General features: G+C 56.1%; 20 protein-coding genes. 13 read left to right on the forward strand and 7 right to left on the reverse strand.

The window, feature by feature from the left end; genetic code table 11:
- Positions 1 to 10 precede the first annotated feature (10 nt).
- Positions 11 to 1,825, forward strand: coding sequence for a hydantoinase B/oxoprolinase family protein (locus PMI36_RS04060; protein WP_008075338.1), 1,815 nt, complete (start codon positions 11 to 13; stop codon positions 1,823 to 1,825).
- A 300-nt stretch (positions 1,826 to 2,125) separates the two neighbouring features.
- Here PMI36_RS04060 and PMI36_RS04055 read toward each other — a convergent pair whose 3' ends face one another.
- The 4 genes from PMI36_RS04055 to PMI36_RS04040 form a co-directional block, all read right to left on the reverse strand.
- Complete coding sequence (locus PMI36_RS04055; protein ID WP_008075339.1) at positions 2,126 to 2,614, reverse strand: acyl-CoA thioesterase; 489 nt, start codon at positions 2,612 to 2,614, stop codon at positions 2,126 to 2,128.
- A 107-nt stretch (positions 2,615 to 2,721) separates the two neighbouring features.
- Positions 2,722 to 3,654 carry a fumarylacetoacetate hydrolase family protein gene (locus PMI36_RS04050; protein ID WP_008075340.1) on the reverse strand — a complete coding sequence of 311 codons (933 nt, stop codon included), beginning with the start codon at positions 3,652 to 3,654 and terminating at the stop codon, positions 2,722 to 2,724.
- Positions 3,655 to 3,751: 97 nt separating this feature from the next.
- Complete coding sequence (bktB, locus tag PMI36_RS04045; protein WP_008075342.1) at positions 3,752 to 4,930, reverse strand: beta-ketothiolase BktB; 1,179 nt, start codon at positions 4,928 to 4,930, stop codon at positions 3,752 to 3,754.
- Positions 4,931 to 4,969: 39 nt separating this feature from the next.
- The gene (locus tag PMI36_RS04040) at positions 4,970 to 5,698 is read right to left on the reverse strand and encodes a dienelactone hydrolase family protein (RefSeq protein WP_008075343.1); all 729 of its coding nucleotides are present in this window, start codon (positions 5,696 to 5,698) and stop codon (positions 4,970 to 4,972) included.
- 326 nt (positions 5,699 to 6,024) lie between these two features.
- Here PMI36_RS04040 and PMI36_RS04035 point away from each other — a divergent pair, with 326 nt between their 5' ends.
- The 3 genes from PMI36_RS04035 (at position 6,025) to PMI36_RS04030 (ending at position 9,368) form a co-directional block, all read left to right on the forward strand.
- Positions 6,025 to 6,537, forward strand: coding sequence for a MarR family winged helix-turn-helix transcriptional regulator (locus tag PMI36_RS04035; protein WP_008075344.1), 513 nt, complete (start codon positions 6,025 to 6,027; stop codon positions 6,535 to 6,537).
- 275 nt (positions 6,538 to 6,812) lie between these two features.
- Positions 6,813 to 7,700 (forward strand): TetR/AcrR family transcriptional regulator, encoded by an 888-nt coding sequence (locus PMI36_RS0129900; RefSeq protein ID WP_008075345.1) that lies wholly within the window; start codon positions 6,813 to 6,815, stop codon positions 7,698 to 7,700.
- A 270-nt stretch (positions 7,701 to 7,970) separates the two neighbouring features.
- Positions 7,971 to 9,368, forward strand: a complete 1,398-nt coding sequence (locus tag PMI36_RS04030; RefSeq protein ID WP_008075346.1) for an MFS transporter — start codon at positions 7,971 to 7,973, stop codon at positions 9,366 to 9,368.
- Positions 9,369 to 9,399: 31 nt separating this feature from the next.
- Here PMI36_RS04030 and leuD read toward each other — a convergent pair whose 3' ends face one another.
- The 3 genes from leuD to PMI36_RS04015 form a co-directional block, all read right to left on the reverse strand.
- A complete protein-coding gene (leuD, locus tag PMI36_RS04025) occupies positions 9,400 to 10,008 on the reverse strand; it encodes a 3-isopropylmalate dehydratase small subunit (RefSeq protein WP_008075347.1) in 609 nt (202 codons plus the stop codon).
- Positions 10,005 to 11,423 (reverse strand): 3-isopropylmalate dehydratase large subunit, encoded by a 1,419-nt coding sequence (leuC, locus tag PMI36_RS04020; RefSeq protein WP_008075348.1) that lies wholly within the window; start codon positions 11,421 to 11,423, stop codon positions 10,005 to 10,007. The genes leuD and leuC overlap by 4 nt, the downstream gene beginning before the upstream one ends.
- Before the next feature lie 226 nt (positions 11,424 to 11,649).
- Complete coding sequence (locus PMI36_RS04015; RefSeq protein ID WP_008075349.1) at positions 11,650 to 12,642, reverse strand: MDR family oxidoreductase; 993 nt, start codon at positions 12,640 to 12,642, stop codon at positions 11,650 to 11,652.
- A 505-nt stretch (positions 12,643 to 13,147) separates the two neighbouring features.
- On the opposite strand from PMI36_RS04015, the gene PMI36_RS04010 reads away from it, so the two are divergent.
- The 9 genes from PMI36_RS04010 to PMI36_RS03975 all read left to right on the forward strand — a co-directional run bounded on the left by PMI36_RS04010 (position 13,148) and on the right by PMI36_RS03975 (position 26,360).
- Positions 13,148 to 14,461: a hypothetical protein gene (locus PMI36_RS04010; RefSeq protein WP_008075350.1), complete on the forward strand. Its 1,314-nt coding sequence runs from the start codon at positions 13,148 to 13,150 to the stop codon at positions 14,459 to 14,461.
- Complete coding sequence (locus PMI36_RS04005; protein WP_008075351.1) at positions 14,458 to 16,128, forward strand: AMP-binding protein; 1,671 nt, start codon at positions 14,458 to 14,460, stop codon at positions 16,126 to 16,128. Before PMI36_RS04010 ends, PMI36_RS04005 begins: the two co-directional genes overlap by 4 nt.
- A gap of 20 nt (positions 16,129 to 16,148) precedes the next feature.
- On the forward strand, positions 16,149 to 16,745 hold the full coding sequence (locus PMI36_RS0129905) for a VOC family protein (protein WP_008075352.1): 597 nt from the start codon (positions 16,149 to 16,151) through the stop codon (positions 16,743 to 16,745).
- Positions 16,746 to 17,001: 256 nt separating this feature from the next.
- Entirely contained in the window at positions 17,002 to 18,180 is a 1,179-nt protein-coding gene (locus PMI36_RS04000; protein ID WP_008075355.1) for an FAD-dependent monooxygenase, read from the forward strand.
- A gap of 68 nt (positions 18,181 to 18,248) precedes the next feature.
- A complete protein-coding gene (locus PMI36_RS03995; protein ID WP_008075356.1) occupies positions 18,249 to 18,548 on the forward strand; it encodes a putative quinol monooxygenase in 300 nt (99 codons plus the stop codon).
- Between the two features lie 1,069 nt (positions 18,549 to 19,617).
- Positions 19,618 to 21,348, forward strand: coding sequence for a DUF1302 domain-containing protein (locus PMI36_RS03990; RefSeq protein WP_008075357.1), 1,731 nt, complete (start codon positions 19,618 to 19,620; stop codon positions 21,346 to 21,348).
- 20 nt (positions 21,349 to 21,368) lie between these two features.
- Positions 21,369 to 22,760 carry a DUF1329 domain-containing protein gene (locus PMI36_RS03985; RefSeq protein ID WP_008075358.1) on the forward strand — a complete coding sequence of 464 codons (1,392 nt, stop codon included), beginning with the start codon at positions 21,369 to 21,371 and terminating at the stop codon, positions 22,758 to 22,760.
- Positions 22,761 to 22,762: 2 nt separating this feature from the next.
- Positions 22,763 to 23,905: a WD40/YVTN/BNR-like repeat-containing protein gene (locus tag PMI36_RS03980; protein ID WP_008075359.1), complete on the forward strand. Its 1,143-nt coding sequence runs from the start codon at positions 22,763 to 22,765 to the stop codon at positions 23,903 to 23,905.
- A gap of 16 nt (positions 23,906 to 23,921) precedes the next feature.
- Positions 23,922 to 26,360, forward strand: a complete 2,439-nt coding sequence (locus PMI36_RS03975) for an efflux RND transporter permease subunit (RefSeq protein WP_008075361.1) — start codon at positions 23,922 to 23,924, stop codon at positions 26,358 to 26,360.
- The last annotated feature ends 139 nt before the right edge of the window (positions 26,361 to 26,499 follow it).

Raw genomic sequence — 26,499 nt, forward strand, 5'->3', positions numbered from 1 at the left:
GGAGCCCACTATGAATCAGGCCGAATCGCTTCCGCGTGATCACGCGGCCAGTGCTGCCAATGCTACGTCGATCAACCCGATAACGGCGGAATTCATTCGCCACAGTCTGCTGTCGATCCCCAAGCAGATTGAACTGAATATCACGCGCACGGCATACAGCCCACTTGTCTATGAATATAAGGATTACGCGGTCGGTATCGTGGATCCGGAAGGTCGACTGATCTCTGAATCAGGCGGTGGCATTCCGTTGTTCGTTGCCGATGCCCTCGGCGTGGGCGTGCGGGACGGCCTGCTTATTCATGGTCGAGAGGGTATCAAGCCGGGCGATGTCCTCATCTCGAACCATTCCGGGACGCTAGGTCAGCATCTCAACAATGTGATCATGTATACACCGATCTTCATGGACGATGGCCAGCTCGCCGGGTTTATGGCGATCATCATGCACTGGCTCGACATTGGTGGTTGGGCGGTAGGCTCCGCTGCTCCAATCGGTACCACCAGTATCTTCCAGGAAGGGATTCAGTTCCGCAGCATCAAGTTATGGTCCGAAGGCAAGCGCGTCGAGGACGTCTACCGCATTATCGAGTCAAACAGCCGCTTTCCACGAATGCTGCTGGGCGATATTGAATCGCAGCTCGCTGGCTGTCTTCTGGGTCGCGACATGATTCGCGAGCTAGTGGAAAAACATACACTGAATACATTCCGTAGCGCGATCGACCTCATCTGGAGTCGATCGGAGGCGGCAGCGCGCGAAGCGATTACCGCGATTCCTGACGGCGTTTACGAGGCGAGCTCCTTCCTCGACGATGATGGTCACGACTTCGGTAAACCGGTCGAGATTAAGGTTATCGTGCGCGTCTCGGGCGATGAAATGACCGTCGATTTCTCTGGGGTGGCTGACCAGGTGACCGGCTCAATCAACTCCGGGCGCTTCGGTGGCGCGACCACGGCGGCGCGCATAGCCTTCAAGTTTCTCTGTGCGCCTCACGAGCCTTCGAACGACGGTAGCTACCGCCCTCTGCACGTGGATATCCCGGACGGAAAGTTCCTGAGCGCGAACGGACAGGCTGCCATGAGCATGTACAGTCCTCCTCTTCCAACGGTGATCGACACCATTCTGCGGGCGATGGTGCCGGCGATGCCGCACCATGTAGCGGGAGGGCATCACGCTAATTTCGGGGCGCATGTTTTCGAAGGACGTCATCCGGAGACCGGCGAGCTCTATCTGGCGATTACCGGCAATCACGGAGGGTGGGGCGCATCGGCTGGACATGATGGTCCCGGCCCGTACAAGACGATGTCCCATGGCGATACGCTGGATGTGCCGATCGAAGCGCTTGAGCAGCTCTATCCCTTGCGATTCGAGCATTATGAGGTTCGCCCTGATTCGGGAGGGGCCGGTGAGTATCGTGGTGGTGTCGGGCTGGAGAAGCTGATCAGGACGCTGGCGCCCACTTCAGTTCAACTCAATTTCGAGCGCAGCGGATGTGCACCCTGGGGGATCCTGGGTGGCAAAGACGCGGCCGTGCCGGAGACCTATGTTGAGTGGCAGGGCGCAGAAAGGCAGTCAGTCATGAAGGCGAACCTGGACTTGCGTGCTGGGGATGCACTTCGGGTGTTGAGTTCGGGTGGGGGCGGATATGGCGATCCGCTGAAACGCGATCTTGAGCGAGTGGCCCGCGACGTACGGCAAGGCTATGTCTCAGTCGATAGCGCACGCGAAGATTATGGCGTGGTCATTGATGCTGCAGGATCTGTCGATTTGACGGCCTCGCAGATGTTGCGGTTATCTCGATTAGGTCATCAACCATGGGTTGTTTGTTGAGAGACTAATCTTCTAAGGCACTCTGTTGAAAGTGCATCGAAGATGCGTGGCGAGGATAAACTCGCCGCGCTCGCTCTCGACTGAAAATGATTTCACCTTGTTCGGTTGTAACTGTGTGCTTGCGGTGCCTTGAGGCGCCAAAGCCGATCATATATTGCGCGGCCCCAAGATATGGGCGCCGCGCTTTTTTTTGCTCAGTCTGTTGGGTTGTGGAGGTTTTTATACAACCCCGGGGCTGGGGGCTGTACGCAAAAGGCGTCAACCTATTCCGCTTGATGGGAAGTGTTGTTCAGCCTTGACTTACGCTGTGGTGCACTCAGCCATGTACTCTTCCAATGCCGTCCGAACTTCGGCCGGAAGTGGTAGGGCGCGGCGCTCATCAACAGCAATGCAGATTGGAACGAAGAGGCACCGAAACGCCACTTCTCCATCGAGGCGCAATCCGGTGATCGTCAGTTCGAAAGTGCGGGAACGGATGGCCGAAACCTCCACACGCATATCGAAGAGTTCGTGCGGAGTCAGACTCTTCTCGAATTCGAAGGACAGTGCGCGTAGCGGATACCCGAAGCTCTTGTCTGCCCGCCTTGCAATGAAAGCTTTGCCGAACACATCATCAAAAAAAAAGGCGGCGGCAGCAACCGCATACTCCGCAAATCGCGGTGTATAAACCACTTGAGCTGGATCGCAATCACCCCATCGTACTTGCCGTCGTACGATAATGGGGCGCCTGTGGATCAGGGCTTCGGAGGCTTCGATAATCTGCTCTGGCGTGAATGTATTTCGGTCCATTGGTTGTTCCTTTTCAAGGCTGAAAAACCACTGTCGCGTCATGCAGCAGGCCACTGGCGTATCTCAATGGCCCATGAACGCCTCGATTAAACGTCGCCAACATTTGATTAAGCGGTAAACCCGTGCTGCAGCTCGCCAATGTGCTCTATCCATAGGCGCAACTGCTGGCCTGGCTTCAGAAAGATATTGCAGCCCATTCCGACGCCGTCGGGTGTTCCGGTCATGATTACATCACCTGGATTTAGCGTCACACGCGCAGAGAGCTCGGCGATCTGTTCGGCGATGTTGAAGATCATGTGCCGTGTCGAGGAGTCCTGTCGGATGACTTCGTCCACCCACAGTTTCATCGACAGATTCATCGGGTCGGGGATATCCGACGCGGGGGTGATCCAGGGGCCCATTGGACAGGCGCCATCGAAGTTCTTCGACCCGATCCAGTCATGGTAAAACGGCGAATCAGGTGGTGTTCCCTTGCGGAAAACAAAATCTCGCGCCGACAGGTCGTTGACGATTGTGTAACCGGCAACATATTCCATGGCGCTCTCAATCGGTACATTCTTGGCTTTTTTGCCGATAACGACCGCGAGCTCGATTTCCCAGTCGACTTTGGCCGAGTGAGCGGGTAGGGGAAGAACAGTGCCCGGCCCGACGACGCCACTGCGCGAGGCTTTGATAAAATGCCAGGGTCGCTCTCCAGCCTGCTTGGCATTCGGTCCGGCTTCCACCACACCTTGCCTGACCATCTCATCTATATGATCCTGATAATTTGCTCCGGCCGCAAAAATCTGGCCGGGATACAGAATCGGGGCATGCAGGGTGACGGAGGCCAGGGGTACACCTTCGGCGGCGGCGGCGGGGGCTGTGGCTGAGACTGCGGTAAGGATGGCCTCGGCATGTTCCCAGTCTTCAAGGATTCCGAGAACCGTCGCATAGTGCGCTTTGCCTGTGAGGTGCTCGACGTCGTGAACGATATCCCCGATCAACAGGCCGGCTCTTATCTTGTTTTCTTCGGATGCAAACGACAGAAGTTTGTACGACATGATTCCTCCAGAGCGGTGCCATAAACGGGCTATTCGACAACGTGGTGGTGTCGAATAAGTAAACCGGCGTCATACCACGACGCAGATATTGCATCGCTCACATTCGCTCGATTGTCATCGCAATCCCTTGGCCACCACCAATACACAAGGTGATCAAACCATAGCGGCCGCCCGTTCGTGCCAATTCATATAATGCCTTGACCGTCAGAATTACCCCAGTGGCGCCGACTGGGTGCCCGAGTGATATGCCGGACCCGTTTGGATTGACCTTCTCCGGATCGAACCCAAGTGTCTGCGCGACGGCGCAAGCCTGCGCCGCAAATGCTTCGTTGGACTCGATAACGTCGATCTGATCGAGGGTGAGTCCAGAGCGGGCTAGTGCAATAGGAACCGCCTTGACCGGTCCGATGCCCATGAGGTGCGGCTCGACACCTGCGTGACCCCAACCAAGAATTTTTGCCAGCGGCTTGAGGTTGTGTTCATCGACGGCCCGTTGAGAGGCAAGGACAACGGCTGCTGCGCCATCGTTGATGCCGGAGGCGTTTCCAGCCGTCACCGTACCGTCGCTTTTGAATATGGGGCGAAGGGCTGTAAGACTCTCGACAGTTGTGTCTTGGCGAACATGCTCATCGGTATCAAACAGGCGCGTGCCGTTCCGATCCTTGACCTCGACAGGGAGGATTTGGCTGGTGAAATATCCTCCTGCCTGGGCTGCTGCTGCTCGTTTGTGGCTTTGGGCGGCAGCAAAGTCCTGTGCCTGGCGAGTGATGCCATAGTCCCGTGCAATGTTTTCGGCGGTGATTCCCATATGAAAGCCTTCAAAGGGGTCACTGAGGACCGCGATGAGCGCATCAGTCATGGTCATGTCGCCCATCTTCTGGCCGAAACGTGCGGCCGTCACATGATGGGGTGAGCGGCTCATCGATTCGGCACCTCCAGCCACTACGATGTCGCATTCGCCCAGGGCGATCATTTGTGCGCCTGAAATAATGGCCTGCACCCCTGATCCGCATAACCTGTTGAGCGTCAGTGCCGATGCTTCTACGGGAATGCCTGCGTGAACGGCGGCGACGCGGGCAAGAAACGCGTCCTGGGGAATGGTCTGAACAACCTGGCCGAGCACTACATGTTGTACGTCGCTCGGGTTCAGCATCGCACGCCGGATGGCTTCGGCGATCACCAGTGCGCCGGTGCGCGCCGGCGGAATATCTTTCAAGCTTCCTCCAAAACTGCCTATAGCCGTACGCGCTCCTGAAACGATAAAGACGGATTCCATAATTTGTTGTTCCTCTTATTGTTATTTAACCGAGCGGGTTCAGGCGTTGGCCGAAAATAGCTCTTCGAAAAAAAACTTCATGGCAGTCCACGACCGAAGGTCAGCAGCCGGTTGGTACGCCATACCTTGTTCAGGCAAATTCACGCTAGGATTTGTGAATGCATGCGCGGTTGCGCCGTATGCATGTATCTGCCAGTCGGCGCGGGCTGTACTTAGCTCGGTTGCGAGTGCGGCAACATCGTCAGGTGAGGCCAGGGGATCGTCCCAACCATGCAACACCAGGATCTTGGCCGAGACAGGCTTAGCTGTGTCGTACGGAGGTGGGTCGAACACCCCGTGGAAGCTGACCACGCCGGAAATATCGCTCCCTGTGCGGGCCAAATCGAGCACGCATTTACCTCCGAGGCAAAAACCAATTGCGCCAGTTTTATCTGGGTCGACCCTCTCCAGTCCTCGTAATGTGGACAGCGCGGCGGTCATGCGTCGTTGCAGCATTGGGCGATCATCGTTGAGTTCGCCCATAAGCTCCGTTGCCTGCTCGAGCGTTTCACCGCGACGCCCGCGGCCGTAGATATCAATCGCAAACCCAACGTAGCCCAAGCCGGCAAGCGCGATAGCCTTGTCTGTTTCGAATTGCGATTGCCCTAGAAAGCCGGGTGCTACGAGTACCCCTGGTCGTTTGCCCTGGAGCGAATCATCCCAGGCCACGACGCCCTCGAACGGGCCGCCCGGTCCCTCATAAATCAAAAATTCTGATCTGATCGTCATAGCTGCTCCGGTCAAGATAAATGCCTGAAATGCAAGGCGACCATTAAGGTTGCTGCCTGGCCTGATCATTCCCGCCGCATCTAAAGGACGTGAAGATCACTGATCTACTTTTAAATTTATATGACAGTTAATATTGCTCTGTCAATGACCCCTCCCAGTATGAGGGTTGCGGCGGCCGGACTCTCGATGAAAGGCCGGGCTTTCTCAGTTGGCATGTGCTGCAGGTATGCAATCTATTTGGAGGAGGTCGGTCTTTACTGGTATGGTTGCAGGGAATATAAATTAATATAGTTGATAATAAATGCTTCGGCAGCTAAGTTGTCGGTATGAGCGAATTCCTTTTTTCCCTTTCTCACGATCAGTCCATTCCGTACTGGGGCGATGCCAGTGGGACGCGGTGTGACAATGCCTACTTCCTGGTCAGGTTGGTCTTGAGTTCGCTAAACCGGCTGGTGGACCAGGAAATGGCGCCGCTGGGCCTGACTGCCGGCCAGTGGCGCCCGATCATCATGGTTTGGAGTGGGCGTGCCGGCACGGCTGGTGAGTTGGCCATGCTGAACAATGTGAATACCGGTGCCATGACGCGCACGCTCGACCGGCTTGAAGCCAAAGGGCTGCTACGCCGTCTACGCAGCAATGAAGATCGTCGGGTAATCAAGATCGAGCTGACCGAGGCTGGGTCGGACACCGCGAAGAGAATTCCAGCAAGCATGGGGCGCGTGCTGGATCAGCACTTGCGCGGTTTCACGGCAGACGAAGAAAGCCTTTTCAAGGACTTTATGTGGCGCATGCTGGCTAATGGATCGACTTCCAGTGGTGGGGTAGACGCTGTTGATTGATGTGCTCTATGCCAACAATGCGTCAATGGTGATGCGTCGGATGGTCCAATTTTCGGTCGGTATGTCCCAGTGCAAGGTTTCGATGTTTCAGCTGCTCAATGAGCGACGTTTTTCAGCTTGTCATTTCATTGTGTGGAGCGCGAAGCGTGCTGTTTGGTTGCGTTAATTGATGGCTCAGGATAATTAATCGTGGTGTAATATTTAGCCCCCGCGGTTGGAAGATTGTGCCGCTGGGAGGGAGCAACGATTAGCCATTCAGTGGGAGTATGTTAATTATGGCGCGGAAAGCATCAGAAGAGACGAAAAGTCAGGCTGCGACTGAAACCAAAAAGTTGCGGGCGGCTTCTACAAAGGCGATCGTGGCAAAAACGGGTCGCGGGCGTGGTCGCCCCACAGGTGCCGACACCAGTTTCCTTGATAAAAAAACGATCGTCACTGTCGCTCTCCAGTTGACGAAAACTGCTCCCTTGCAAGATGTTTCTATCGTCAAAGTAGCGAAGGAGCTTGGTGTCACGCCAGCCCTCATTCACTATTATTTGGGGGGGCGCGATCCGCTCACTTCTGGCGTGATGAACATGTTCTATAAAGAGTTGGTGGCGTCTTGGCCACCAGAGCAGGGCGGTTGGAGGCACAACATCGAAGTCACTGCCGAAGCCATGTATCGGACGTATATCAGATATCCGGGCGTGGCCGCCTACGTGATTTCGCACAATCGGTATCGGTTGTTCCAGGAAGTTGCTGAGGGTGAAACTGATTACGGTGTGATTGTATTCGAGAAAATGCTTTCGACTGTGCGGGGTATGGGGTTCGATGCAGCGCGAACCTCAATGTATGCGCATCTTATCGTGGACTTCATCATCGGTAACGCGCATGCAACTGTACGGCACCGGTGGCCGGGGGAGCATAAGGAGTTTCTCGACAATAAACTTGCAGCCCTTGATCCGAAAGAGTTTCCAACCGTTGACTTCGTTCGGGAAAGTTATACAACGCTCAATGCGTTAACTACATTCTCTGCTGGTTTGAATTTGTTGTTCGATGCGCTCGAGCTTGCGCTTAATCGTATGAATCTCGGCGATGCCTTGCTCCCGGTGGACGGTCACGTTACAAACGAGGCACCAGCCGCAATTAAGCGGCCAGCCCTAAGTCGCAAATCCTCGGTATGAACCTGGAGTGCGGATGTTGAATGTCGCAGGCTAGACCTTCGAGCAAAAGGACGGGAAGCCTGCAAGTTACGTTGGATGAGTTTTACCGTCTTCTCTGATGGGGGCAGCATGTCCCCGTCTATGCATTCGCCGACCTTCCTACTGTGCTCGATCACTCTTCGGCAAGACCGTTGACGCGCTCCGAATCTTGCGCCTGACGCGCCTTCGGCTAACTGCTCGGGGTTCCGAAAGCGTAAGCAAACACGAATGTCGCAGAGGTCTGAAGTGATCATGAGCACGAATCGTCCGCAAGATCTGACCAGCGAAGCTATCGATATTGATGCATTTCAAGGACTGCCCGCGCCGCGTCGGCAATGGGCAGCTGCCACCTTGCTCACGGCGATCAGTTTGGCGGTGATGGATGCGATGATCGCCAACGTTGCGCTTCCTACCATTGCCACAGAATTGAACGCCTCCAGTGCGTCCGCTGTGTGGGTGATCAACGCCTACAACCTCACGTTAGTGGTTCTGTTGTTGCCGTTCTCGGCGATGGCTGAGCGAATTGGCTTTCGTCGCATGTTTGGTTTCGGCCTGATTTTGTTCACCCTGGCGTCACTGGGGTGCGCGCTGGCGTACTCGCTGAACACACTCATCGGCGCACGGATCTTTCAAGGGGTAGGTGCGTCATGCCTGATGAGTCTGGTTGGCGGTCTGACGCGTAATATCTATCCGCTGGACAAGCTTGGGCGAGGCTTGAGCTGGAATGCGCTCACGGTGGGGGTGATGTCGGTGCTGGGGCCCACCGTGGGCTCCGCTATTCTCGCGGTAGGCACTTGGCCCTGGATCTTTGCAGTGAATGTTCCAATCGGTATCGTGGCCATGTTCGGTCTGCGGTATCTGCCTGATGTGCCTTGCGGTGTGGCATCGTTTGATGGGATTAGCGCCTTGCTCAGCATGGTAACGCTGGGTGCGTTTGTCAGTGGCGTGGGGTATCTGGGTGAGAGTCTCCCGTATGCATTTAGTCTGCTGTCGATTTCAGCTTGCGCCGGGCTGCTGCTGTATCGACGTGTGCGTCACCACCCGGCGCCGCTGGTTCCCATTGATCTGCTGCGCATTCGGCCGGTGGCCTATGCGGTAGGCGCAGCCACCTTTACGCTCACCGCACAAATGTCGGCTTTTGTTGCTCTGCCGTTCTACTTCCAGGAAGTGCTGCATCGTTCGTATCTGGAAGTGGGCATGCTAATGGGGGCGTGGCCGTTGGGTTCCGTGTTGGTGGCACCGATCGCAGGCCGGTTCTCCGATAGATATTCGCCAGCTCTGTTAGGTGGGGGCGGGGCATTAGGCATGGTGGCCGGCTTGTCATGGGTGGCGGCTTTGCCGCAAGGCTCGTCCAATCTTCTCATCATGATCGGGATGTTGGTTGCGGGGCTGAGCTTCGGCTTCTTCCAGGCCGCCAATGGTCGTGCAATTCTTTCAAACTCGCCACGTATTCGCAGTGGTGCTGCCGGTGGCTTGCAGGCCGTCACTCGAGTGTTTGGCCAGAGCCTGGGCGGTGCGCTGGTGGCGATCGCTTTTAGCGTGGCGGGCGCTGACGGCCCAATGACTGGTGTGGCAATGGCCGTCATCTGCGCCGCGCTTGCCATCGTCGTCAACCTGGTGCGATTCATTAAGGCCCGGTCCGTCGGCTAGCATGAATTTAGTACCGCCCAGGCTGACTCAATCAAAACTCCGCAGGGATGGTGGGGAGCCACGGCTGGCTCTCTCGGCGTGCCGCTTCGAATGCTGCAATCCTGTCTTCGAAAGTCAAAGTGTTGCCGATGTCGTCCAGACCTTCGAGCAGGGCGCGCTTGCGCGCTGGGTCGATGGCGAAGCGAAAGATGCGTCCGTCGGCCAGCTGTACAGTCTGTTCCAGCAGATCGATATCGGTCCGCGCCAGTTCAGGGTCGCTGACTGACTCGAGCAGGGCGTCGACCTGGTCGCGAGGGAGTACGACCGGCAGGATGCCGTTCTTGAAGCAATTGTTATAGAAAATATCGGCGAAACTAGGCGCGATGATGCAGCGAATTCCAAAATCGAGCAGTGCCCAGGGCGCGTGTTCGCGACTGGAGCCGCAGCCGAAATTATCGAGCGCCACGAGGATTTCGGCTCCCAGCCAAGGGGCGCGATTCAAGACGAATGTCGGATCTTCGCGAAGCACTGCGAACAATCCTTCGGCCAGGCCCTCGCGGCGGATTGTCTTGAGAAAGCGGGCGGGCAGAATCTTGTCTGTGTCGATATTGGCCAGCGGCAGCGCAGCCGCCACCCCGGCAATGTGTTGGAACGGTTTCATGAGGAAAACTCCCGAGCGTCAACGATGTGGCCGGCGATTGCTGCTGCAGCCGCCATGGCAGGTGACATCAAGTGCGTGCGTCCACCAGGACCTTGTCGTCCCTCGAAGTTGCGATTGGAGGTGGAGGCGCAACGCTCGCCCGGCGCGAGGCGGTCGGGATTCATGCCCAGACACATTGAGCAGCCGGCATCTCGCCATTCAAAACCGGCGTCCGTGAACAGTCGATCGAGTCCTTCCGCCTCGGCCTGTGCCTTCACCTTGCCCGAGCCTGGCACAACCAGGGCGCGCACGTGCGCAGACACCCGCCTGCCATCGACAACCGCGGCGGCGGCGCGCAAATCCTCAATGCGCCCATTTGTGCAGCTCCCGATGAATACGACATCGATGGGCAGACCTTTCAAGGTCAGGCCTGGTGTCAACGCCATATAGGCGAGCATCGTTTCCATTTGGCGCCGCCGGTCAGGGTCGGTGCAATTCGCCGGGTCGGGGACTCGGCCATTGATGGTGGTGACGGCTTCTGGGCTGGTGCCCCAGGTCACCATCGGTGCAATGTCGGTGGCATCAAGGGAGATGGTCTGGTCGAATGATGCGCCGGGATCGGAGTGCAACGTCTGCCAATAGGTTTTGGCTGCTTCGAACGCGGCGCCTTGCGGTGCTAATGGCAGGTCTCGCAGCCAGGCGAAGGTTTTTTCGTCGGGGGCGATCATGCCTGCGCGAGCGCCGGCCTCGATAGACATGTTGCAAACGGTCATGCGTCCAGCCATATCGAGCGCTTCGATCGCTTCGCCCGCATATTCGATGATATGACCCGTCGCGCCGTCGGTGCCGATCCGGCCGATGATAGCGAGAATCAGGTCCTTCGCCGAGACGCCGGTGCGGAGGTGCCCATCGATGCGTATCAGCATTGATTTGGCCGGCTGCTGGATCAGTGTCTGGGTAGCGAGCACATGCTCGGCTTCTGATGTGCCAATGCCGAAAGCAAGTGCGCCGAAGGCACCATGCGTCGAGGTGTGGCTGTCACCGCATACGATCGTGGTGCCCGGTAGCGTCAGGCCCAGTTCCGGTCCGATGATATGGACGATGCCCTGCTGGCGACTGAGTAGTGGTACATAAGGCACATTGAAGGCGGCTACATTTCGTTCGAGCGTTTCGACCTGCAGTCGACTGTCTGGTTCGGCGATCGCCGCCACGCCCCCGGCACGGCCTTCTGTGGGTACGTTGTGGTCGGCTACTGCAATGGTTGCATCCGGCTGGCGCACGCGCCGTTCGGCCTGCCGCAGGCCCTCGAACGCCTGTGGGCTGGTGACCTCGTTTACCAGATGCCGGTCGATGTAGAGCAGCACCGCACCATCACCCATCGCCGCGACGACATGAGCATCCCAGACCTTTTGGACTAACGTACGGGGGGCGGTCATTCGGCGGCCACCTTTCCAGTGGCGCAGTTGTGTGCGATCAGCAATCTAATTCGAGATCCGGATTCGGCCGGTACGACGTATTGTGAGCTCATAGTTCTCTTTCCGTGTCAGGGGTCGCGGTTTCATCAGGAACAGTCCGAGAAGACTGTCCGGCACGTTATTGTTGTTCTGGCTTTTGTCCGGTTGAGGGCTGAGGTCTTGTATCTCGCGGACCATTCATGGGGTGTCACTCTCCAGTCCGAACCACGATGCGACCACGCACCTGTCCTTGCAAAATGGACTTCGCAGGGGATAGCACATTCGCCAGTGAAACCTCCTGCACCAGGCTGTCGGGCAGTCCATTCGGAAACAGGCTGGCCAGACGGGACCAGACGCGCTGTCGATCCTCAATCGGGCAGCGCACAGACTCAATGCCGATAACAGTTATCCCGCGCAAGATGAGCGGCAAGATGGTTGTCGGCAGGTCGGTACCTCCCGCAAGTCCGCAAACTGCAACTGCGCCTCGGTTACATACACCTGCCATCGCAGATGCAAGAGTGTGGCTTCCTATCGTGTCGATCACGCCACCCCAGCGTTCGGATAGCAACGGTTTGGAGAGGGTGGCCAATACATCGCGGGCGATAATGCTCTCTGCGCCCAGGTCCTTGAGATAGGCTTCCTGCTCAGGACGCCCCGTTGAGGCCACCACGCGATAGCCAAGCTGCGCCAGCATGAGCACTGCTACGCTGCCGACGCCGCCTGAGGCTCCGGTGACCAGAATCTCGCGCTTTCTATCGACCTCATGGTTCTCAAGGGCATTGACTGCTAACCCTGCCGTAAGTCCTGCGGTGCCATAGCTCATAGCCTGTTTAGTTGTCATTCCGGCGGGTAAGGCGACAAGCCATTCACTTTTGACCGAAGCCTTCTCGGCGAAGCCGCCCCACCATGTCTCGCCAACACCCCAGCCTGTCAGGATGACCTTGTCGCCTGGATTGAACAGTGGCGACGCTGATTCCTCAACAGTGCCGGCGAAGTCGATTCCGGGGACCATGGGGAAGCTGCGTACGACCTTGCCCATCCCTGTAATGGCGAGTCCGTCCTTGTAATTGAGGCTCGAATATTCGACCGCGATGCGCACGTCACCGTTTGGCAGGTCGTCAATGGAAAGGGGTTCCATCGTCGCCACTGTGCCGCTCTCGTCCTGGCGCAGAACCAGGGCGTTAAACGAACTTTTTGTCATGGTTATCTGTGATTTCGATTGGTTGGATTTGAATTCAGGTTCGTCGTGCCACGGCCGGTGGTGGTCGGGTGCGTGTTTCGAGCTTAGGTGTGATTAATTGGGGTGTCAATAAATTATAAATATCGACCTGTTAGAGGATCTCAAAGTCGATAGATGATTGATCTGAGAGCGACATTCGATAGATCGATTAAGTTGAAAGTGCCCGGTTTATAAGGGCCTTATCCGTCAGCAAGGCGGCAGGCTCTTGCAGTGGAGGCGGTCGGTGAAAAGGCATCGGATAAAAATGATTGACCTATTAATTATAGTTCGGTAGGTTTGATGGTGTGTGGCGCTAAATGGCTGTGGATGCTCATCGGAATGCCCAGTCGTCAGGTTGCTGTGACGACACCGGCAGTCAATGAGTATGAGGGTGTATACCGGTCATTTGGGTGCGACGGAAAGGCTATCTGTATGCAAATTAAGATAGATAATAAATATAATAGAACTTGATTGAGAAGGTGCAGGAATGACCGGCACGAAGAATGATAATCCGACACTCGAGCGGCAGGTGACAGCGGGGCTTCGCGGTGCGTCCTGGAATCCGGCGTTACTGCCAAGTGATATGCGTACAGTGGTCTATCCAGGCGTGACCTTCGACGGCGCACCGGTCATGGGGTACTTGCATGCCTGTGGCGGTGAGCGCACCGTCGTATACATCATGCATCCTCGCGAACTACTGGTTTCGCATTACCTGGTACCCGGTCTGGTTTCAGCGGGCTATGCGTGCTGGGTGCAAGCGCCGCGCTCGACCGGAAACGATATACGTCTGGAGCACGAACTGGCGCTGCACGACGTCGCCTCGGGTATGAATAAGCTACGCGAGTTGGGTTTCGAGAAGATCGTGATGCTCGGCAACTCCGGTGGTGCAAGTCTCTTTGCCTACTATAATCAGCAGTCACAGCTCAGTGGCGATCAGCGCGTTGCCCACACGCCCGGTGGGCGGCCGACCAAGTTGGCCGAAGCGTCCATGCCTATCGCGGATGGCTTTGTTTTCGTCGCGCCGCACCCGGGGCAGGGGCGATTGCTGATGAATATGATCGATCCCTCGTTGACCGATGAGAACGATCCTTTTTCGGTCGATGCTTCACTTGATCCGTTTAATGTTGCAAACGGCTACAGCGATGGAAAAGCGGGCGGCGCTCACTATCCCCACGAATTCGTTGAGCGATATCGCGCTGCGCAGTGTGCTCGTATCGCTCGGATCGATGCGGCGGCTATCGGCAGTATCGGCAGTCGTATGGCGGAGAAGAAGAAGATCGCCGATGGCCGCGGAGGTGATGCCTTAAGAGCTGCCTTTTCTGGTGTGTTCACGGTCTGGCGCACCGATGCTGACCTACGTTGCTTTGACCTGTCGTTGGATTCTTCGGATCGCCGATGGGGCAGCGTGTGGGGGGCGAATCCTGCTGTGTCCAATATGGGTAGCGTTAGTTTCGCGCGGGTGTGTACACCGGAGAGCTGGCTTTCGACATGGTCTGCATTGACCTCGCGTGCCTCATTCGAATTGTGTGGCAACTCGATCAATCAGCCCACATTCGTCGTGTACTACACAGGTGATAACAGCGTCTTTCCCGGTGATGCCGCGAGTATTTTTGCGAGCATTGCAACCAGCGATAAGCAGCGTATCGATATCCGCGGAAACCATCATGGTCAGTCACTGCGTCTTGACGAGCGCAATGGCCAGGAGGTTGCAGCGGAGCATGTGATTGAATGGCTCGCGCCACGCTTTCCTGCCACTGCGGTTCAGTTGAAAAGCCCTTCCCGCAAGGAGGCATTATCATGATCGGCGTCCGTGATCCCTTGCCCGGAGTTGTCTATCCGCCGCTTGACCATCTGCGAACTTATGTCGAAAGCGGTGAACTGTCCGAGACCAGTCTCATTGAAGCTCTGATGGCTTCGTTCGCGGACAATGCCGGTGCGCCGGCCCTATGTACTACCGATGGCATCATTAGTTACGCCGAGTTTGATGAGCGAACCGATCGGTTTGCCGCCGCGCTGCTTGACATGGGGCTCATGCCGCTTGATCGGGTGCTATTTCAGGCGAATAACTCGCCCGACCTCATCATTGCACTCATTTCCTGCCTTAAGGCCGGGTTGATCCCCACCTGCACGCTGGCGGCCCATCGCGAGCGCGAGATCTCCTATCTCGGCCGTCATGTCGATGCGAAGGCGTTCATCGTGCAGGGCGATGACGTGAAGTTCGATCTGGAGGCGTTTGCGCTGAAGATGCAGCCGCAGATTCCGACTGTTCGCCACGTCATCTCCTTCCGAGGGCGGCCGCGCGATGGCGTCACTCGGATGGAAGATCTGATTGCTAAAACCGATGCGGCGAAGGCCTACGCTGCGGTCAGGGCGGTACCTAGAGATGCTTATCAGGTTGCCGTCTTTCAGTTGTCGGGGGGCACGACCGGCGTTCCCAAGGTTATTCCCCGGATGCAGAACGACTATTTGCTTAACGCGACCCTGACCATCGAGGCGATAGGCTATCGGCACGACGATGTAATGTTTATGCCGATGCCGATGATGCATAACGCCTGCATGATTTGTTTCACCATGCCTGTCCTGTTAGCCGGTGCTGCATTCGTAATTCCTGAAGATCTGACGCCAGAGTCCTGGGCTGCCGCCTTCAAACGCACACCACCCACCTATATCGGCGTGATCCGCCCGCTTTTACCGCGGCTTGAAGCTGCATTCGATCTTGAGCCTGCTGCGCTCGGGCATGTGCGCGCGTTCTGGTCGGCTGATTCTGCCCGCATGTTGCGGGAGAAATATGGTCGTCCAACTTACGCCATGTTCGGAATGTCCGAAGGCATGAATATGTACTGTCGCCCTGATGACTCTGAAGAGGCGCGCGACTGGACGGTCGGCAGGCCTCTTTCCAGCTTTGACGAAGTACGGCTTGTTGTGCCGGGGACGATGGACGAGGTCGCCGATGGCGAGATCGGTGAAATGATTTGCCGTGGGCCATATACGGTATCGGGTTACTTCAATGCTCCCGAGCGAAACCGAGAGGCATTCACGCCCGATGGTTTCTACAAGCCAGGCGATTTGCTGGTTCGCCGTGTTATCGACGGCAAGCACTATTACGCCTTTGCCGGGCGGCTCAAGGATGTTGTCGATCGCGGAAGCGAGAAAATCAACTGTGAGGAGGTCGAGCTCGCAGTTTCAACTCATGTCGCAGTTGCGGGATGCGCTGTCGTGGGAATGCCTGACCCCATCCTGGGTGAGCGGGTCTGCGTTTATGTCGTGCTCCGAAGTGGACATCAGGCACCAAGCGTCAGCGATTTCCAGGGGCACATGGAGGCGCTGGGCCTGGCCAAGTTCAAATGGCCTGAACGAGTCGTGACGATCGACGCGCTCCCGCTTACCAAGGTCGGAAAGCTCGACAAGGCTGCGTTGCGAATAGACATCGCGAAACGGCTCGAACAGCCCGACGTGGTTACTAACTAGTTAGCCAGACAGGAAATGCCATGACTACGCAACTGCTACTCAATGGTGTCCATCATACCGCCCGACCCACCTGGAAGCTGCGGGAGACACTCGAATTTTATCGCGATGTTATTGGGCTGCCGCTTCTCCATTGTGTTTCGGCACGAGGCTGGGGGCCATCGGAGCATCCCGACTTTCTGCATTTTTTCTTTGACAGCGGTAATGGCAGCACCATCGCATTTTTCTACTATCTGGGGGACGAGCAACCCGATCATCTCGTTCACCGCCCGGAATATGACAATGATGCAATCCATACCGCTTGGCGAGTGGAGACGCGAGAGGAGCTAATGGCGTGGCGCCGATTGCTCGAGTCTCGAGGCGTGGATGTTTTGTACCAGATTGAGCACGAAGTGGTGGAGTCGATCTATTTTCGTGATCCGAACGGCTATTACCTCGAGATCGGACGACCGGTTCGACCCTTCCAGTCGCTCGATATTTCGGACGCAGAACTGACGCTCGCAGCGGCTATCGCGGTTGAAGCGGAGTGCACGGGTCTGGGGGGGCGGTTGAAGGAAATCGAAAGTGTCTGGAAGGCCAAGGGCGCCATGCTCGATGCACAAATGGAGAGAGCCGAATAATGGTCAGAATCTTCGTGCCGGACATTCCTGAATTCATGCCGCTAATCAACGGAGCACTTAAGGTCGGAAATTGCACCGTGCGTGAGCCTGAGAATGGATATTGGCGGATCGAGTCGGCTGATCAGATCCACTTTGAGCGCCGGGCACTCGGACTAGGTCCGGCGCTCTGGAACAGTGCTCTAACAGGCGGCTTTTGTGGTCGCATCCTGGAGTATGGACGCGACACTATGCGCATCGTAAATGAGGTATCGGAGTCATGAAGATCGTGGTCTATGGAGGTGGTCCATCCGGGCTGTATTTCGCGCTTCTGGCTCGTAAAAGACTCGGTGCGGATGTGACGGTTTATGAGCAGAATCCTCGCGACGCTACCTATGGTTTCGGCATCGTGCTGGCCGACCGAGGCATGGATCGCATGAAGCAGGCTGACCTGGAGTCTTATGAAGAGATCATGCGGTCCTGCTTTATCTCGCGGCACCGCGTGGTGATGCACAAGGGCGAGGAGATCTTTATCGAGGGCGGTGGTTACGGTGCGGCGATTGCGCGCTTACGGTTGCTGCAGATCCTTCAGGATTGTGCTGAGCGTGCAGGTGTGATTGTCAACTACGGGAGTCGGATGGAGGCGCGAGATTTGCCCGAAGCCGACTTGATTGTCGGTGGTGATGGCGTCAACTCGGCACTTCGCAATGGCTTTTTGGAGGATTTCGGAGCAACCACCTATTCGTTAACCAACAAGCTTGCGTGGTATGGCACCGAAGCCGCATTTCCTTATCCGGTTCTCAGCTTCAAGACGACCGAGCTGGGGCATTTCTGGGCGGTGGGCTATTCCTATACGGAAAAGATGAGCACGTTTGTCGCGGAGTGCGATGCCGAGACTTGGGAGAGATCCGGTCTTAGCCAGATGACCGAACAGGAAAGTGCACGGTTTACCGAGAAAATGTTCGCGAAGGAGTTGAAGGGGTTGTCGCTGATCTGCAACAAGTCAATGTGGCATAGCCTCCCTGTCACCCGGGTACGTAACTGGTCGGTCGGTAATAAGGTGTTGATCGGCGATGCTCTGCATAGTGCGCATCCCAGCATCGGTTCCGGTACTCGTATCGCTATGGAGGATGCCATTGCTCTGGTCTCCTCGCTGGAGAGTAATGCGGACGTTGCTTCGGCACTCGCAGCCTTCCGTAAAGAGCGCGAGCCCGCAAAACAGAAACTGGTCAGTGCGGCGGAAAAAAGCTTTACATGGTATGAGCATGTCGTGTCGAAGCTCGATCTCAGTCCGATAGCGCTTGTTTTTGACTACATGAAGCGCACCGGACGGGTGGATGAGCAGCGCTTGAACAATGAGTTCCCTCATTTTATGGACCGCTATCGCCAAGAATGGCGCGCCTCTCTGGCGGCATCCGAGGATGTGACCGAGCAGCAATCAGGAAGCATCGTCCATTAAGTCATCTGAAATCAGAGTGTCTACCACTGAACGTGGGTAGGTCCGATCCCTTGGTAAAGGAGAATACGATGTTGCTGATAGTTGGCGAGGTCCGTTTGCCGGTCGGCAGGGTCCAGGCAGCAAAGCCTGCAATGGAGCAGGTGATTGCAGCAAGTCGGGAGGAGGCTGGGTGCCTGGACTATACGTATGCTGAGGATGTCCTTGATCCTGGGCTTATTCGGGTCAAGGAAACCTGGTTGAGCAAAGCTGCATTCGATGAACACTCGGCGTCATCCCATATGGCGCAGTGGCGATCGAGTGAGGCTGCAGGCTGGATTACCCATCGAAAATTCCAAATATTCGAGATTGGCGATCCTTTGTCTTTTTGATTCCAGTAGCCGTTTAATCGGCGGCCGCCATAGAGTCGTCAGCGTGTCCAAACAGCACGAGCCCAGGTTTCTTGCCAAAGTCACCTAGTAATCGGGCGGCCGTCCGATTGCTTACCCAGTGATGCCAATTCAGGCGCGCATAACGTTTCATGCCGTGCAATGTGCGCGGTTTCGGTCGAAATAATCTCCCCGTCCGTTTACCGCTACTCGTAGTGGTGGACGGGTGTGGATGTCGACTTCGTCCCTCACGTTACGCAAACGGGTCCAATTCCAGGTTGGGTTTTTCCTATGAGCCTGAGTTTTTTTTGCGGGAGGTATCCCGCTCGTTGGGTGCATCGAGATTGCCTCGATTTCCTTCAACCAAGGATGAGGATTTGAGCCGGCGTTTACTGGAAGTCAGCATCCTGAAATTGAGTTTATTTGACTGGGGTATCAACTAAATAATGTCGAGGTGGAGGAATGACTCCATTACGCCTGGTTTAGGCTAGTTATGTGGTGTTCAGCGAGCTGGATCCAAATTTTTACCTTGTGATGAATCATTTCAAGATGAACTCGATGAATGCCTTGCCTAGATAATATTGACATCCCTAAAAAATAGATCTAGCTTGTCTCTATGCAATGTCATGCGCTGGTTAGCAGACGCTGATGTGCTGCTCATAATAAAAATAAGATGGAGGCGAAAAGTGACTCTATTCGTGAAGTGCCATGTAGCCGTGCGTAAACCTGTTACACACGTCAAAATTGCCTATCCCGTGACCGCGTGGTCGCGCAGCAACGCCAATCTCTTTCTATTGTCCATCGCGCAGCACGCGCCTGCTGTAGCGGGATCCCCTGCTCAGCAGAGTTCCTTCATCCGCATTAAGCCCCGAGACCAATCCTTCTCCGTTGCACGGGCGAGGGTCGCCGGTTTCTCGAGTGCCTGGTCTTACGTATCACAAGCTTTGCACTGGTGCGAAGCGGGCCCTGTAGCTGCGGCCCGCTAATCCCGAACGGTTTTTATAGCGGCGATTGACCGTTGGGAATCCGATCGGTCCTTTGAGATAAGAAAAATAATAAGAGGGTGGCAACGATGGCTCGAAAAAAAGGTTCGGCCTACTGCGGTAGGTACGTCAAACAGACGATCTCAGTGTTGGCATGCTGCGGGCTGCCGTTTGCCGCATCGGCGTTTCAGCTGAATCTTGAAGATCCCGACTGGACTGCCCGGTGGGATAACACCCTTCGTTACAACGTGGGCATGCGGGCTCAAAAGCAGGACCAGAAGCTACTTAACAACGCGAGCTACGACGATTCCGATTCAAAGTTCGATCGAGGTGACGTGGTCACAAATCGTATCGATGTGTTGAGTGAATTCGACTTCAAGTACAAAAAACGGTATGGCGGGCGCGTCAGTGCAGCTGGTTGGTACGACGACGCCTACAGGGATACCGATGTGAAGTCCAACTCGGCGTTCTCGGTGCCAGGCCAAGGGAATACCAGTACAGCCTATCCGAACGCTCGGTATTCCTCATACACCAAACGTTGGAATCGCGGCCCGTCCGGGGAGCTTCTCGATGCGTTTGTGTTTGGCCGTTTCGATGTTGGGAGCGTGCCAGTGGATGGGCGATTGGGTCGTCATAACCTCTATTGGGGTGAATCGATTTTCTCATTCGTGCATGGCGTTTCTTACTCCCAGGGGCCGGTGGATCTTCGCAAGCTCGCCACCACACCGGGTATAGAGGCAAAAGAACTTTACTTGCCGCAGAACCAAATCTCTGGCGAAGCCCAATTGGCTGACAATTTCAGTGTGGGTGGGCAGTACTTCTTCGAATGGGATCCGTCGAGGTTACCTGATGGCGGGACCTATTTGGGCGCGGTCGACTTTTCCTCATTGGGCGGCAATACCTATGTGGTCAATCCTGCCGCGGCGGGGGCGACTGCATCCGCGTTCGGCCTGCCTGCCGGCTCAATCGCTCCAGTTCCTTTTCTAGGTGTACAAGACCGGCCCAAGAACAGTGGCGACTGGGGCGTCAAGGCAACCTGGCGTCCCGAGGTGTTGGACGGTGCACTCGGGTTCTACTACCGCGAGTATACCGATCGCTTCCCGCAGTACGTGTTAGGTGGCTTCCAGGAGTCGGGCCTTCCAACTGATTTGCGGTTGTCTTACCTGCGAAAAGCGAAGCTTGTAGGGGTCAGCCTCAGTAAGGAAGTTGGCGGTCTGAGTGTGGGGGCCGAAATGGTTTACCGCATGGACACTGGCTTGCTCAACGGCGGTTCAACGCTGGTTGGCGATGAGCCACGTGGTGACACTTTTCACGCCCTGGTTAACGTATTGGGGCTGATGCCCGGCAATGCCGCTTTCGACAGCGCCAGCTACGTGGCCGAGCTGACCTACAGTCGACTGCAAAAAGTGACGAGTAACAAAGAAAACTTCAGCGGCGTTGGCTATGGCGGTTGCCCGACCAACGACAAATGGGACGGTTGCGCAACACGTGACGCCTGGGGATTGGCACTGGCCTTTACGCCGACGTGGTACCAGGTTTTTCCCGGTATCGATCTCAAGGCACCGCTGTTTCTGCAGACGGGTTTGAAGGGGAATTCACCGGTGCCTTTCGGGGGCAATCAGGGGGCAGGCTCTTACAGCATCGGCCTGACCGCGGACGTGCGCAGCAAGTACAGCGTCAGCCTTCAGTACAACGGTTATCTGCTTAAGACCAAGGAAGGTGTTGTCAATGGTTTGCCAGCGGTGAGTTCAGTCAATGGCGTCGGTAACACCTTCGACGATCGTGGCTGGGTTTCACTCACCCTGAAAACCACATTCTGAGTCGCAGAGGAGGTATTGATATGAAAAAGTTCATTTTACCGTTCGCCTGGGGGCTGTGGATTGCATCCGCAAGCGTTGCCCAAGCGGCTGTGCCGGCTGATGAAGCCAAACAACTTGGCAGCGCACTCACGCCGTGGGGCGCGGAGGTAGCAGGTAACAAGGATGGCAGCATCCCTGCCTATACCGGCGGCCTGAAAAAGTCGCCTGCGGAATTTAAGGAGGGCAGTGGGATTTATCCAGATCCGTATAAAGACGATAAACCACTGTTCTCGATCACTTCCAAGAACATGGCGCAATACGCCGACAAGCTGACCGAGGGCCAGAAGGCGCTGCTCACACGTTATCCCGACTATAAAATGGACGTTTATCCGACTCGCCGGTCCGTGGCAATGCCACAAACGGTGCTCGATGCATCCGTCAAGAACGCCACACGCACGCAGACGACTGGTAACGGCGTTGGTATCACTGGCGCCGAAGGGGGGACACCATTCCCAATACCCAAAACTGGCCACGAGGTGATGTGGAACCACCTTCTGGCTTACGGGGGCGATGTTGCGGAGTTCACCTCCAGCAATTTCTACGTTGACCAGTCCGGTCGCAAGACCAGTACCGGGAACTCGGAAATGCGCTACGAGTATCCTTACTATCAGCCAGAGAATCCGGATCGAAGCACCTATTACCTCAAGCAAAACACCAGTGCGCTAGAACCTGCGGCGCTGGCAGGGCAACAGTTCGTGATTCTCGATCCGCTTGACTTCACCACCGGTGATCGCCGTGCCTGGCAGTATGTGCCTGGGCAACGTCGAGTCAAAGTGGCTCCGGAGCTGGCTTATGACACCCCGTTTCCAGCAGGTGCCGGTATGGTCACGCTGGATGATGTTGGGGTGTTTTCGGGGCGTATGGACCGTTACGACTTCAAGCTGATTGGCAAGAAAGAGGTGTATATCCCCTATAACCTCTACAAGCTTTATGGGGCGTTGCAGTCCAATAGTTTTGAGAAAGGGATGGAGGCTGTTGGATCACCCAAGTTTGTGAACCCCGAGTATATGCGCTGGGAATTGCACCGTGTTTGGGTAGTAGAAGCCACCTTGTTGCCAGGCAAGCGCCATCTCTATTCGAAGCGGGTTTTCTACTGGGATGAGGACAATGCGGGCGCTGGTATGTCCGATCAATACGACAACGCCGGCAAGTTGCTGCGGGTCAACCTGACCATGTCGATCCAGCTCTATGACAAAGTTATTCCGTATGCGATCCCATGGCTGGTTTATGACCTTTCCAACAACGTCTATGTCATGTGCGGCATGCCGAGCAACGGACCGATCAAGGCAGGATTGAAAGGGCCTATGGCGGCGGATACCTGGAGCAAGGGTGACTGGTCTCCTGATGCAATCGCTGCGCGAGGAGTCCGTTAACCATGATGGGTGAATGCACGATAGCGTGCCAATCGATGGCAGGGCCGAAAGGCGCAGGAATTGTCTCCTGGCTGACGAGGAAGTTTCCGACCTTCGTGTGGTGTGCTCTGTGGGTATTTGTGTTGCCGCTGGGTGCCGCGAGCGGTGGGCAGACGGTGCTCGAGCCAGTACAGGTTCCTGCAGTGAGCAGTCGCTTGGCCGCGGCAGCTCCGATAATCGCGGTGGCTACCGCCGGAACTCGAATCGTCGGGGTCGGCGTTCGGGGCCATATCGTGTATTCGGATAACCAGGGTCTGGAGTGGACGCAGGCACAAGTGCCGGTGAGTGTGGATTTGGTCAGCGTCCAGTTTCCGACTCCGCAGGTCGGTTGGGCCACGGGTCATGACGGCGTTGTGCTCAAAAGCATTGACGCCGGGAGTACCTGGCAGTTGGTGCTGGAGGGGCGGCGCGCGGCGCAACTCATGCTCGATTATTATGCGGCGCAGCCCGCTGACGATCCCCGCATGCAGGCTGCGCTCGCAGAGTCCCGGCGCTTTGTGAAGGAGCAGGGGGCCCGGCCCTTCCTTGATGTCTGGTTCAGCGATGCAAATGAAGGATTCATTGTTGGCGCATGGGGGCTGGTGCTGCACACCACGGACGCCGGAGCGACGTGGACACCTTGGCTGCATCTGGTCGACAACCCTGGTGCTGGGCATCTTTATGCGATTCGTTCCATAGGATCGGAGTTTTGGATCGCCGGCGATCAAGGCTTGTTGTTGAAGCTGGACTCTGCCAGTGGGCGCTTCATCAGCACTCAGCCACCGGAAGGCGGAAGCCTGTTTGGTGTGATCGGCACGCCAGACTTTGTGTTGGCTTATGGTCTGCTGGGTCGGGCCATTGTGTCGCGCGATGGTGGCAAAACGTGGGATCAATCATCCGGCCTTGGTTCGTCTTCGGTGACAGGGGGCGCTGTGCTTGTCGACGGGCGGGTAGTGCTGGTTGATGGCGGTGCCGGTCTGTGGGTCAGCGACGACAACGGCCGCAATTTTTCCGCGTGGCACATAGGCGCTGCGCGACCGTATACCGGAGTTGTCGATGCTGGTGGCAAGACCTTGGTCTTGGCCGGTCTTGGCGGCGTGCGCGCGCTTAGCAGCGTTACTCCTTGAATAGGCCTTTACAGACATGACTGCCGATATAAACCTCAATGCTATGCCTGTGGTGAAGCGGATTGAAGACTTTGACACTCAGTCAGGAAATTGGCTTGAGCGACTGATCTTTAACAATCGCATTCCGGTGCTGCTGCTTTGCCTCGTGATCTCGATCTTGCTCGGCTGGCAGGCACTGCATTTGCGTGTGAATGCCAGTTATGAACAGATGCTTCCCCAGTCGCATCCCTACATGCAGAACTACCTGGCTCACCTGCGGGATCTGAGTGCGCTGGGCAATACCGTGCGCATCTCCGTGGAGAACACCGATGGCGATATCTTTGATCCGGCCTACCTGGAAGTGTTGGCCAAGGTGACAGATCAAGCCATGGTCACCAAGGGCGTCAACCGCGGCTGGGTAAAGTCGCTTTGGTTACCTACGGTACGTTGGACAGATGTGATTGCGGAAGGCTATGCCGGTGGACCGGTGATGCCGGATGGTTTCGACGGCTCACCCTTGATGATCGAGAAACTTCGGCTCAACGTGCAGCGTGCCAACCTCGTTGGCCAACTCGTGTCACCTGACCTTAAGTCGAGCATGATTGTGATACCGATGCTGGACTATGATCCTGACACCGGAGAGCCGCTCAACTATGAGGAATTTGGTCGGACGGGGATTCAGGCTTTGCTTGCACTTCAGACCGACAAAATCAAGATTCATGCAGTTGGCTTCTCCGTGCTGATGGTCGAACTTATCCAGGGCCTCTATAAGGTCATGGTGTTTTTCGGGGCTGCGGTGGCCATCGCCGGGGTGATCATCTATTCCTATAGTCGCTGTCTGCGCAGCACTTTCGTACTCGTCGGGGTATCGGTGCTTGGCGTGGTCTGGCTGTTGGGATTGATTGGGTTGCTCGGGCGCGAGTTGAATCCTTATTCGATTCTGGTGCCGTTTTTGATCTTTGCCATTGGCATCAGTCATGGCGCACAGAAGATGAACGGGATCGCCCAGGACGTTGCTCGCGGTACGCACCGATACGTTGCGGCGCGTTATACGTTTCGCCGCCTGTTTCTGGCCGGCCTGACTGCGTTGTTGACCAATATCCTGGGCTTTGCAGTGCTGATGGTGGTGGATATTCCGGTCATTCGGGAGATGGCCTTTATCACCAGTGTTGGCGTAACGATATTGATTTTAACCAAGTTGGTGTTGATCCCTGTTGCCTTCTCCTACATCGGTGTGAATCACCATGCAGCGATGCGCCGCCTGGCTCTGGATTCAGAGCAAGCGTCTGGACAAGGCTTGAAAGGGTTGGGGTTGGCCACCCTCACTCGCTTCACCGAGCGGCGCTGGGCTATAGCGGCCCTTGTGGTAGCGGCGGTGCTGGCCGGTTCAAGCTGGCTGATCAGTCGCGACTTGAAGGTTGGGGATTTAGATGCGGGAGCCCCCGAGCTATGGCCCGACTCGATTTACAACCGGGATGTCGACTTCGTGAACCGAAACTTTGGTTTATCGAGCGACCAGTTTGCAGTGATAGTCAAAACATCAAAGAACGGTGGTCAGGAGTACAGCACTCTCGTAGAAATGGATCGTCTCGGCTGGCTGTTGCAACAAGACCCGGACGTGCAGGGTGTGTCCTCGATTGCAGCGGATGTCCCGTTCGTCAACATGGGCCAGTTTGAAGCCAATCCTAAATGGCTCACCATTCCACGTAATAGCAACGCTGGCGTGGCGGTCTACAACATCTATACGCAACGCGGTCTTGAGTTGGTAAATGCCGATTACTCGGTTATGCCGGTTATTGCCTATCTGACGAACCATAAGGCTGAAACACTGGCCCGTATGCTGAAAATCGTCGAAGACTTCGCGCGGGCACATGACTCCGACAAAATACAGTTCCTGCCAATAGCAGGTACCGCCGGCGTCGAGGCTGTTACCAATACAGTAGTGCGCAAAGCGCATAGCGAAATGCTGTTATTGCTCTATAGCGCCGTGGCGTTGCTATGTTTTGTCACATTCCGCAACTGGCGAGCAGTGATCGTCGCACTCATTCCGCTGCTTATTACCGCAGTGGTTTGTGAGGCGTTGATGGTCAAGGCCGGTATCGGTTTGAAAGTGGCGACGCTACCCGTGCATGCACTCGGTGTTGGGGTTGGCGTCGACTACGCCCTCTACCTTCTTAGCGTGCAACTCGTCATGCAGCGTCAAGGTGCAACCCTGGCGCAGGCGTATGGTGCAGCTGTAGGCTTTACCGGGAGAGTGGTTGCGTTAATTGGTATAACAATGGCTGCAGGGGTGATTACCTGGATGTGGTCTCCGATCAAGTTTCAGGCTGATATGGGGCTTTTGTTAGCGTTCATGTTCGTCTGGAACATGATCGGGGCTTTAGTGCTGATTCCAGCGCTGTCATATTTTTTGTTGCGGCGCGTCCGGCCAGTAGGTCCAATCCAGTTAAAGCCCCCGTCGCCGCATTGGATATAAGGTTCTGTAACGGTTTGACAATCAGGAAGTGTGATCAATCAGAGTAGAGTTTCGGCCTTCCTCCTGACGCATCCGAGTCTGCGGTGGAGGAGGCTGTAACGCCTTGCGAGCCCATTGCCCAGGAGCTAGTGAGACGTAT

The organism is Pseudomonas sp. GM79 (genome assembly GCF_000282495.1).
Taxonomy (GTDB): domain Bacteria; phylum Pseudomonadota; class Gammaproteobacteria; order Pseudomonadales; family Pseudomonadaceae; genus Aquipseudomonas.

Excerpts from the sequence above, each read along its gene's own strand:
- PMI36_RS04060 (WP_008075338.1), top strand. The coding sequence starts at position 11 with ATGAATCAGGCCGAATCGCTTCCGCGTGATCACGCGGCCAGTGCTGCC.
- PMI36_RS04055 (WP_008075339.1), bottom strand. The coding sequence starts at position 2,614 with ATGGACCGAAATACATTCACGCCAGAGCAGATTATCGAAGCCTCCGAA.
- PMI36_RS04050 (WP_008075340.1), bottom strand. The coding sequence starts at position 3,654 with ATGTCGTACAAACTTCTGTCGTTTGCATCCGAAGAAAACAAGATAAGA.
- bktB (WP_008075342.1), bottom strand. The coding sequence starts at position 4,930 with ATGGAATCCGTCTTTATCGTTTCAGGAGCGCGTACGGCTATAGGCAGT.
- PMI36_RS04040 (WP_008075343.1), bottom strand. The coding sequence starts at position 5,698 with ATGACGATCAGATCAGAATTTTTGATTTATGAGGGACCGGGCGGCCCG.
- PMI36_RS04035 (WP_008075344.1), top strand. The coding sequence starts at position 6,025 with ATGAGCGAATTCCTTTTTTCCCTTTCTCACGATCAGTCCATTCCGTAC.
- PMI36_RS0129900 (WP_008075345.1), top strand. The coding sequence starts at position 6,813 with ATGGCGCGGAAAGCATCAGAAGAGACGAAAAGTCAGGCTGCGACTGAA.
- PMI36_RS04030 (WP_008075346.1), top strand. The coding sequence starts at position 7,971 with ATGAGCACGAATCGTCCGCAAGATCTGACCAGCGAAGCTATCGATATT.
- leuD (WP_008075347.1), bottom strand. The coding sequence starts at position 10,008 with ATGAAACCGTTCCAACACATTGCCGGGGTGGCGGCTGCGCTGCCGCTG.
- leuC (WP_008075348.1), bottom strand. The coding sequence starts at position 11,423 with ATGACCGCCCCCCGTACGTTAGTCCAAAAGGTCTGGGATGCTCATGTC.
- PMI36_RS04015 (WP_008075349.1), bottom strand. The coding sequence starts at position 12,642 with ATGACAAAAAGTTCGTTTAACGCCCTGGTTCTGCGCCAGGACGAGAGC.
- PMI36_RS04010 (WP_008075350.1), top strand. The coding sequence starts at position 13,148 with ATGACCGGCACGAAGAATGATAATCCGACACTCGAGCGGCAGGTGACA.
- PMI36_RS04005 (WP_008075351.1), top strand. The coding sequence starts at position 14,458 with ATGATCGGCGTCCGTGATCCCTTGCCCGGAGTTGTCTATCCGCCGCTT.
- PMI36_RS0129905 (WP_008075352.1), top strand. The coding sequence starts at position 16,149 with ATGACTACGCAACTGCTACTCAATGGTGTCCATCATACCGCCCGACCC.
- PMI36_RS04000 (WP_008075355.1), top strand. The coding sequence starts at position 17,002 with ATGAAGATCGTGGTCTATGGAGGTGGTCCATCCGGGCTGTATTTCGCG.
- PMI36_RS03995 (WP_008075356.1), top strand. The coding sequence starts at position 18,249 with ATGTTGCTGATAGTTGGCGAGGTCCGTTTGCCGGTCGGCAGGGTCCAG.
- PMI36_RS03990 (WP_008075357.1), top strand. The coding sequence starts at position 19,618 with ATGGCTCGAAAAAAAGGTTCGGCCTACTGCGGTAGGTACGTCAAACAG.
- PMI36_RS03985 (WP_008075358.1), top strand. The coding sequence starts at position 21,369 with ATGAAAAAGTTCATTTTACCGTTCGCCTGGGGGCTGTGGATTGCATCC.
- PMI36_RS03980 (WP_008075359.1), top strand. The coding sequence starts at position 22,763 with ATGATGGGTGAATGCACGATAGCGTGCCAATCGATGGCAGGGCCGAAA.
- PMI36_RS03975 (WP_008075361.1), top strand. The coding sequence starts at position 23,922 with ATGACTGCCGATATAAACCTCAATGCTATGCCTGTGGTGAAGCGGATT.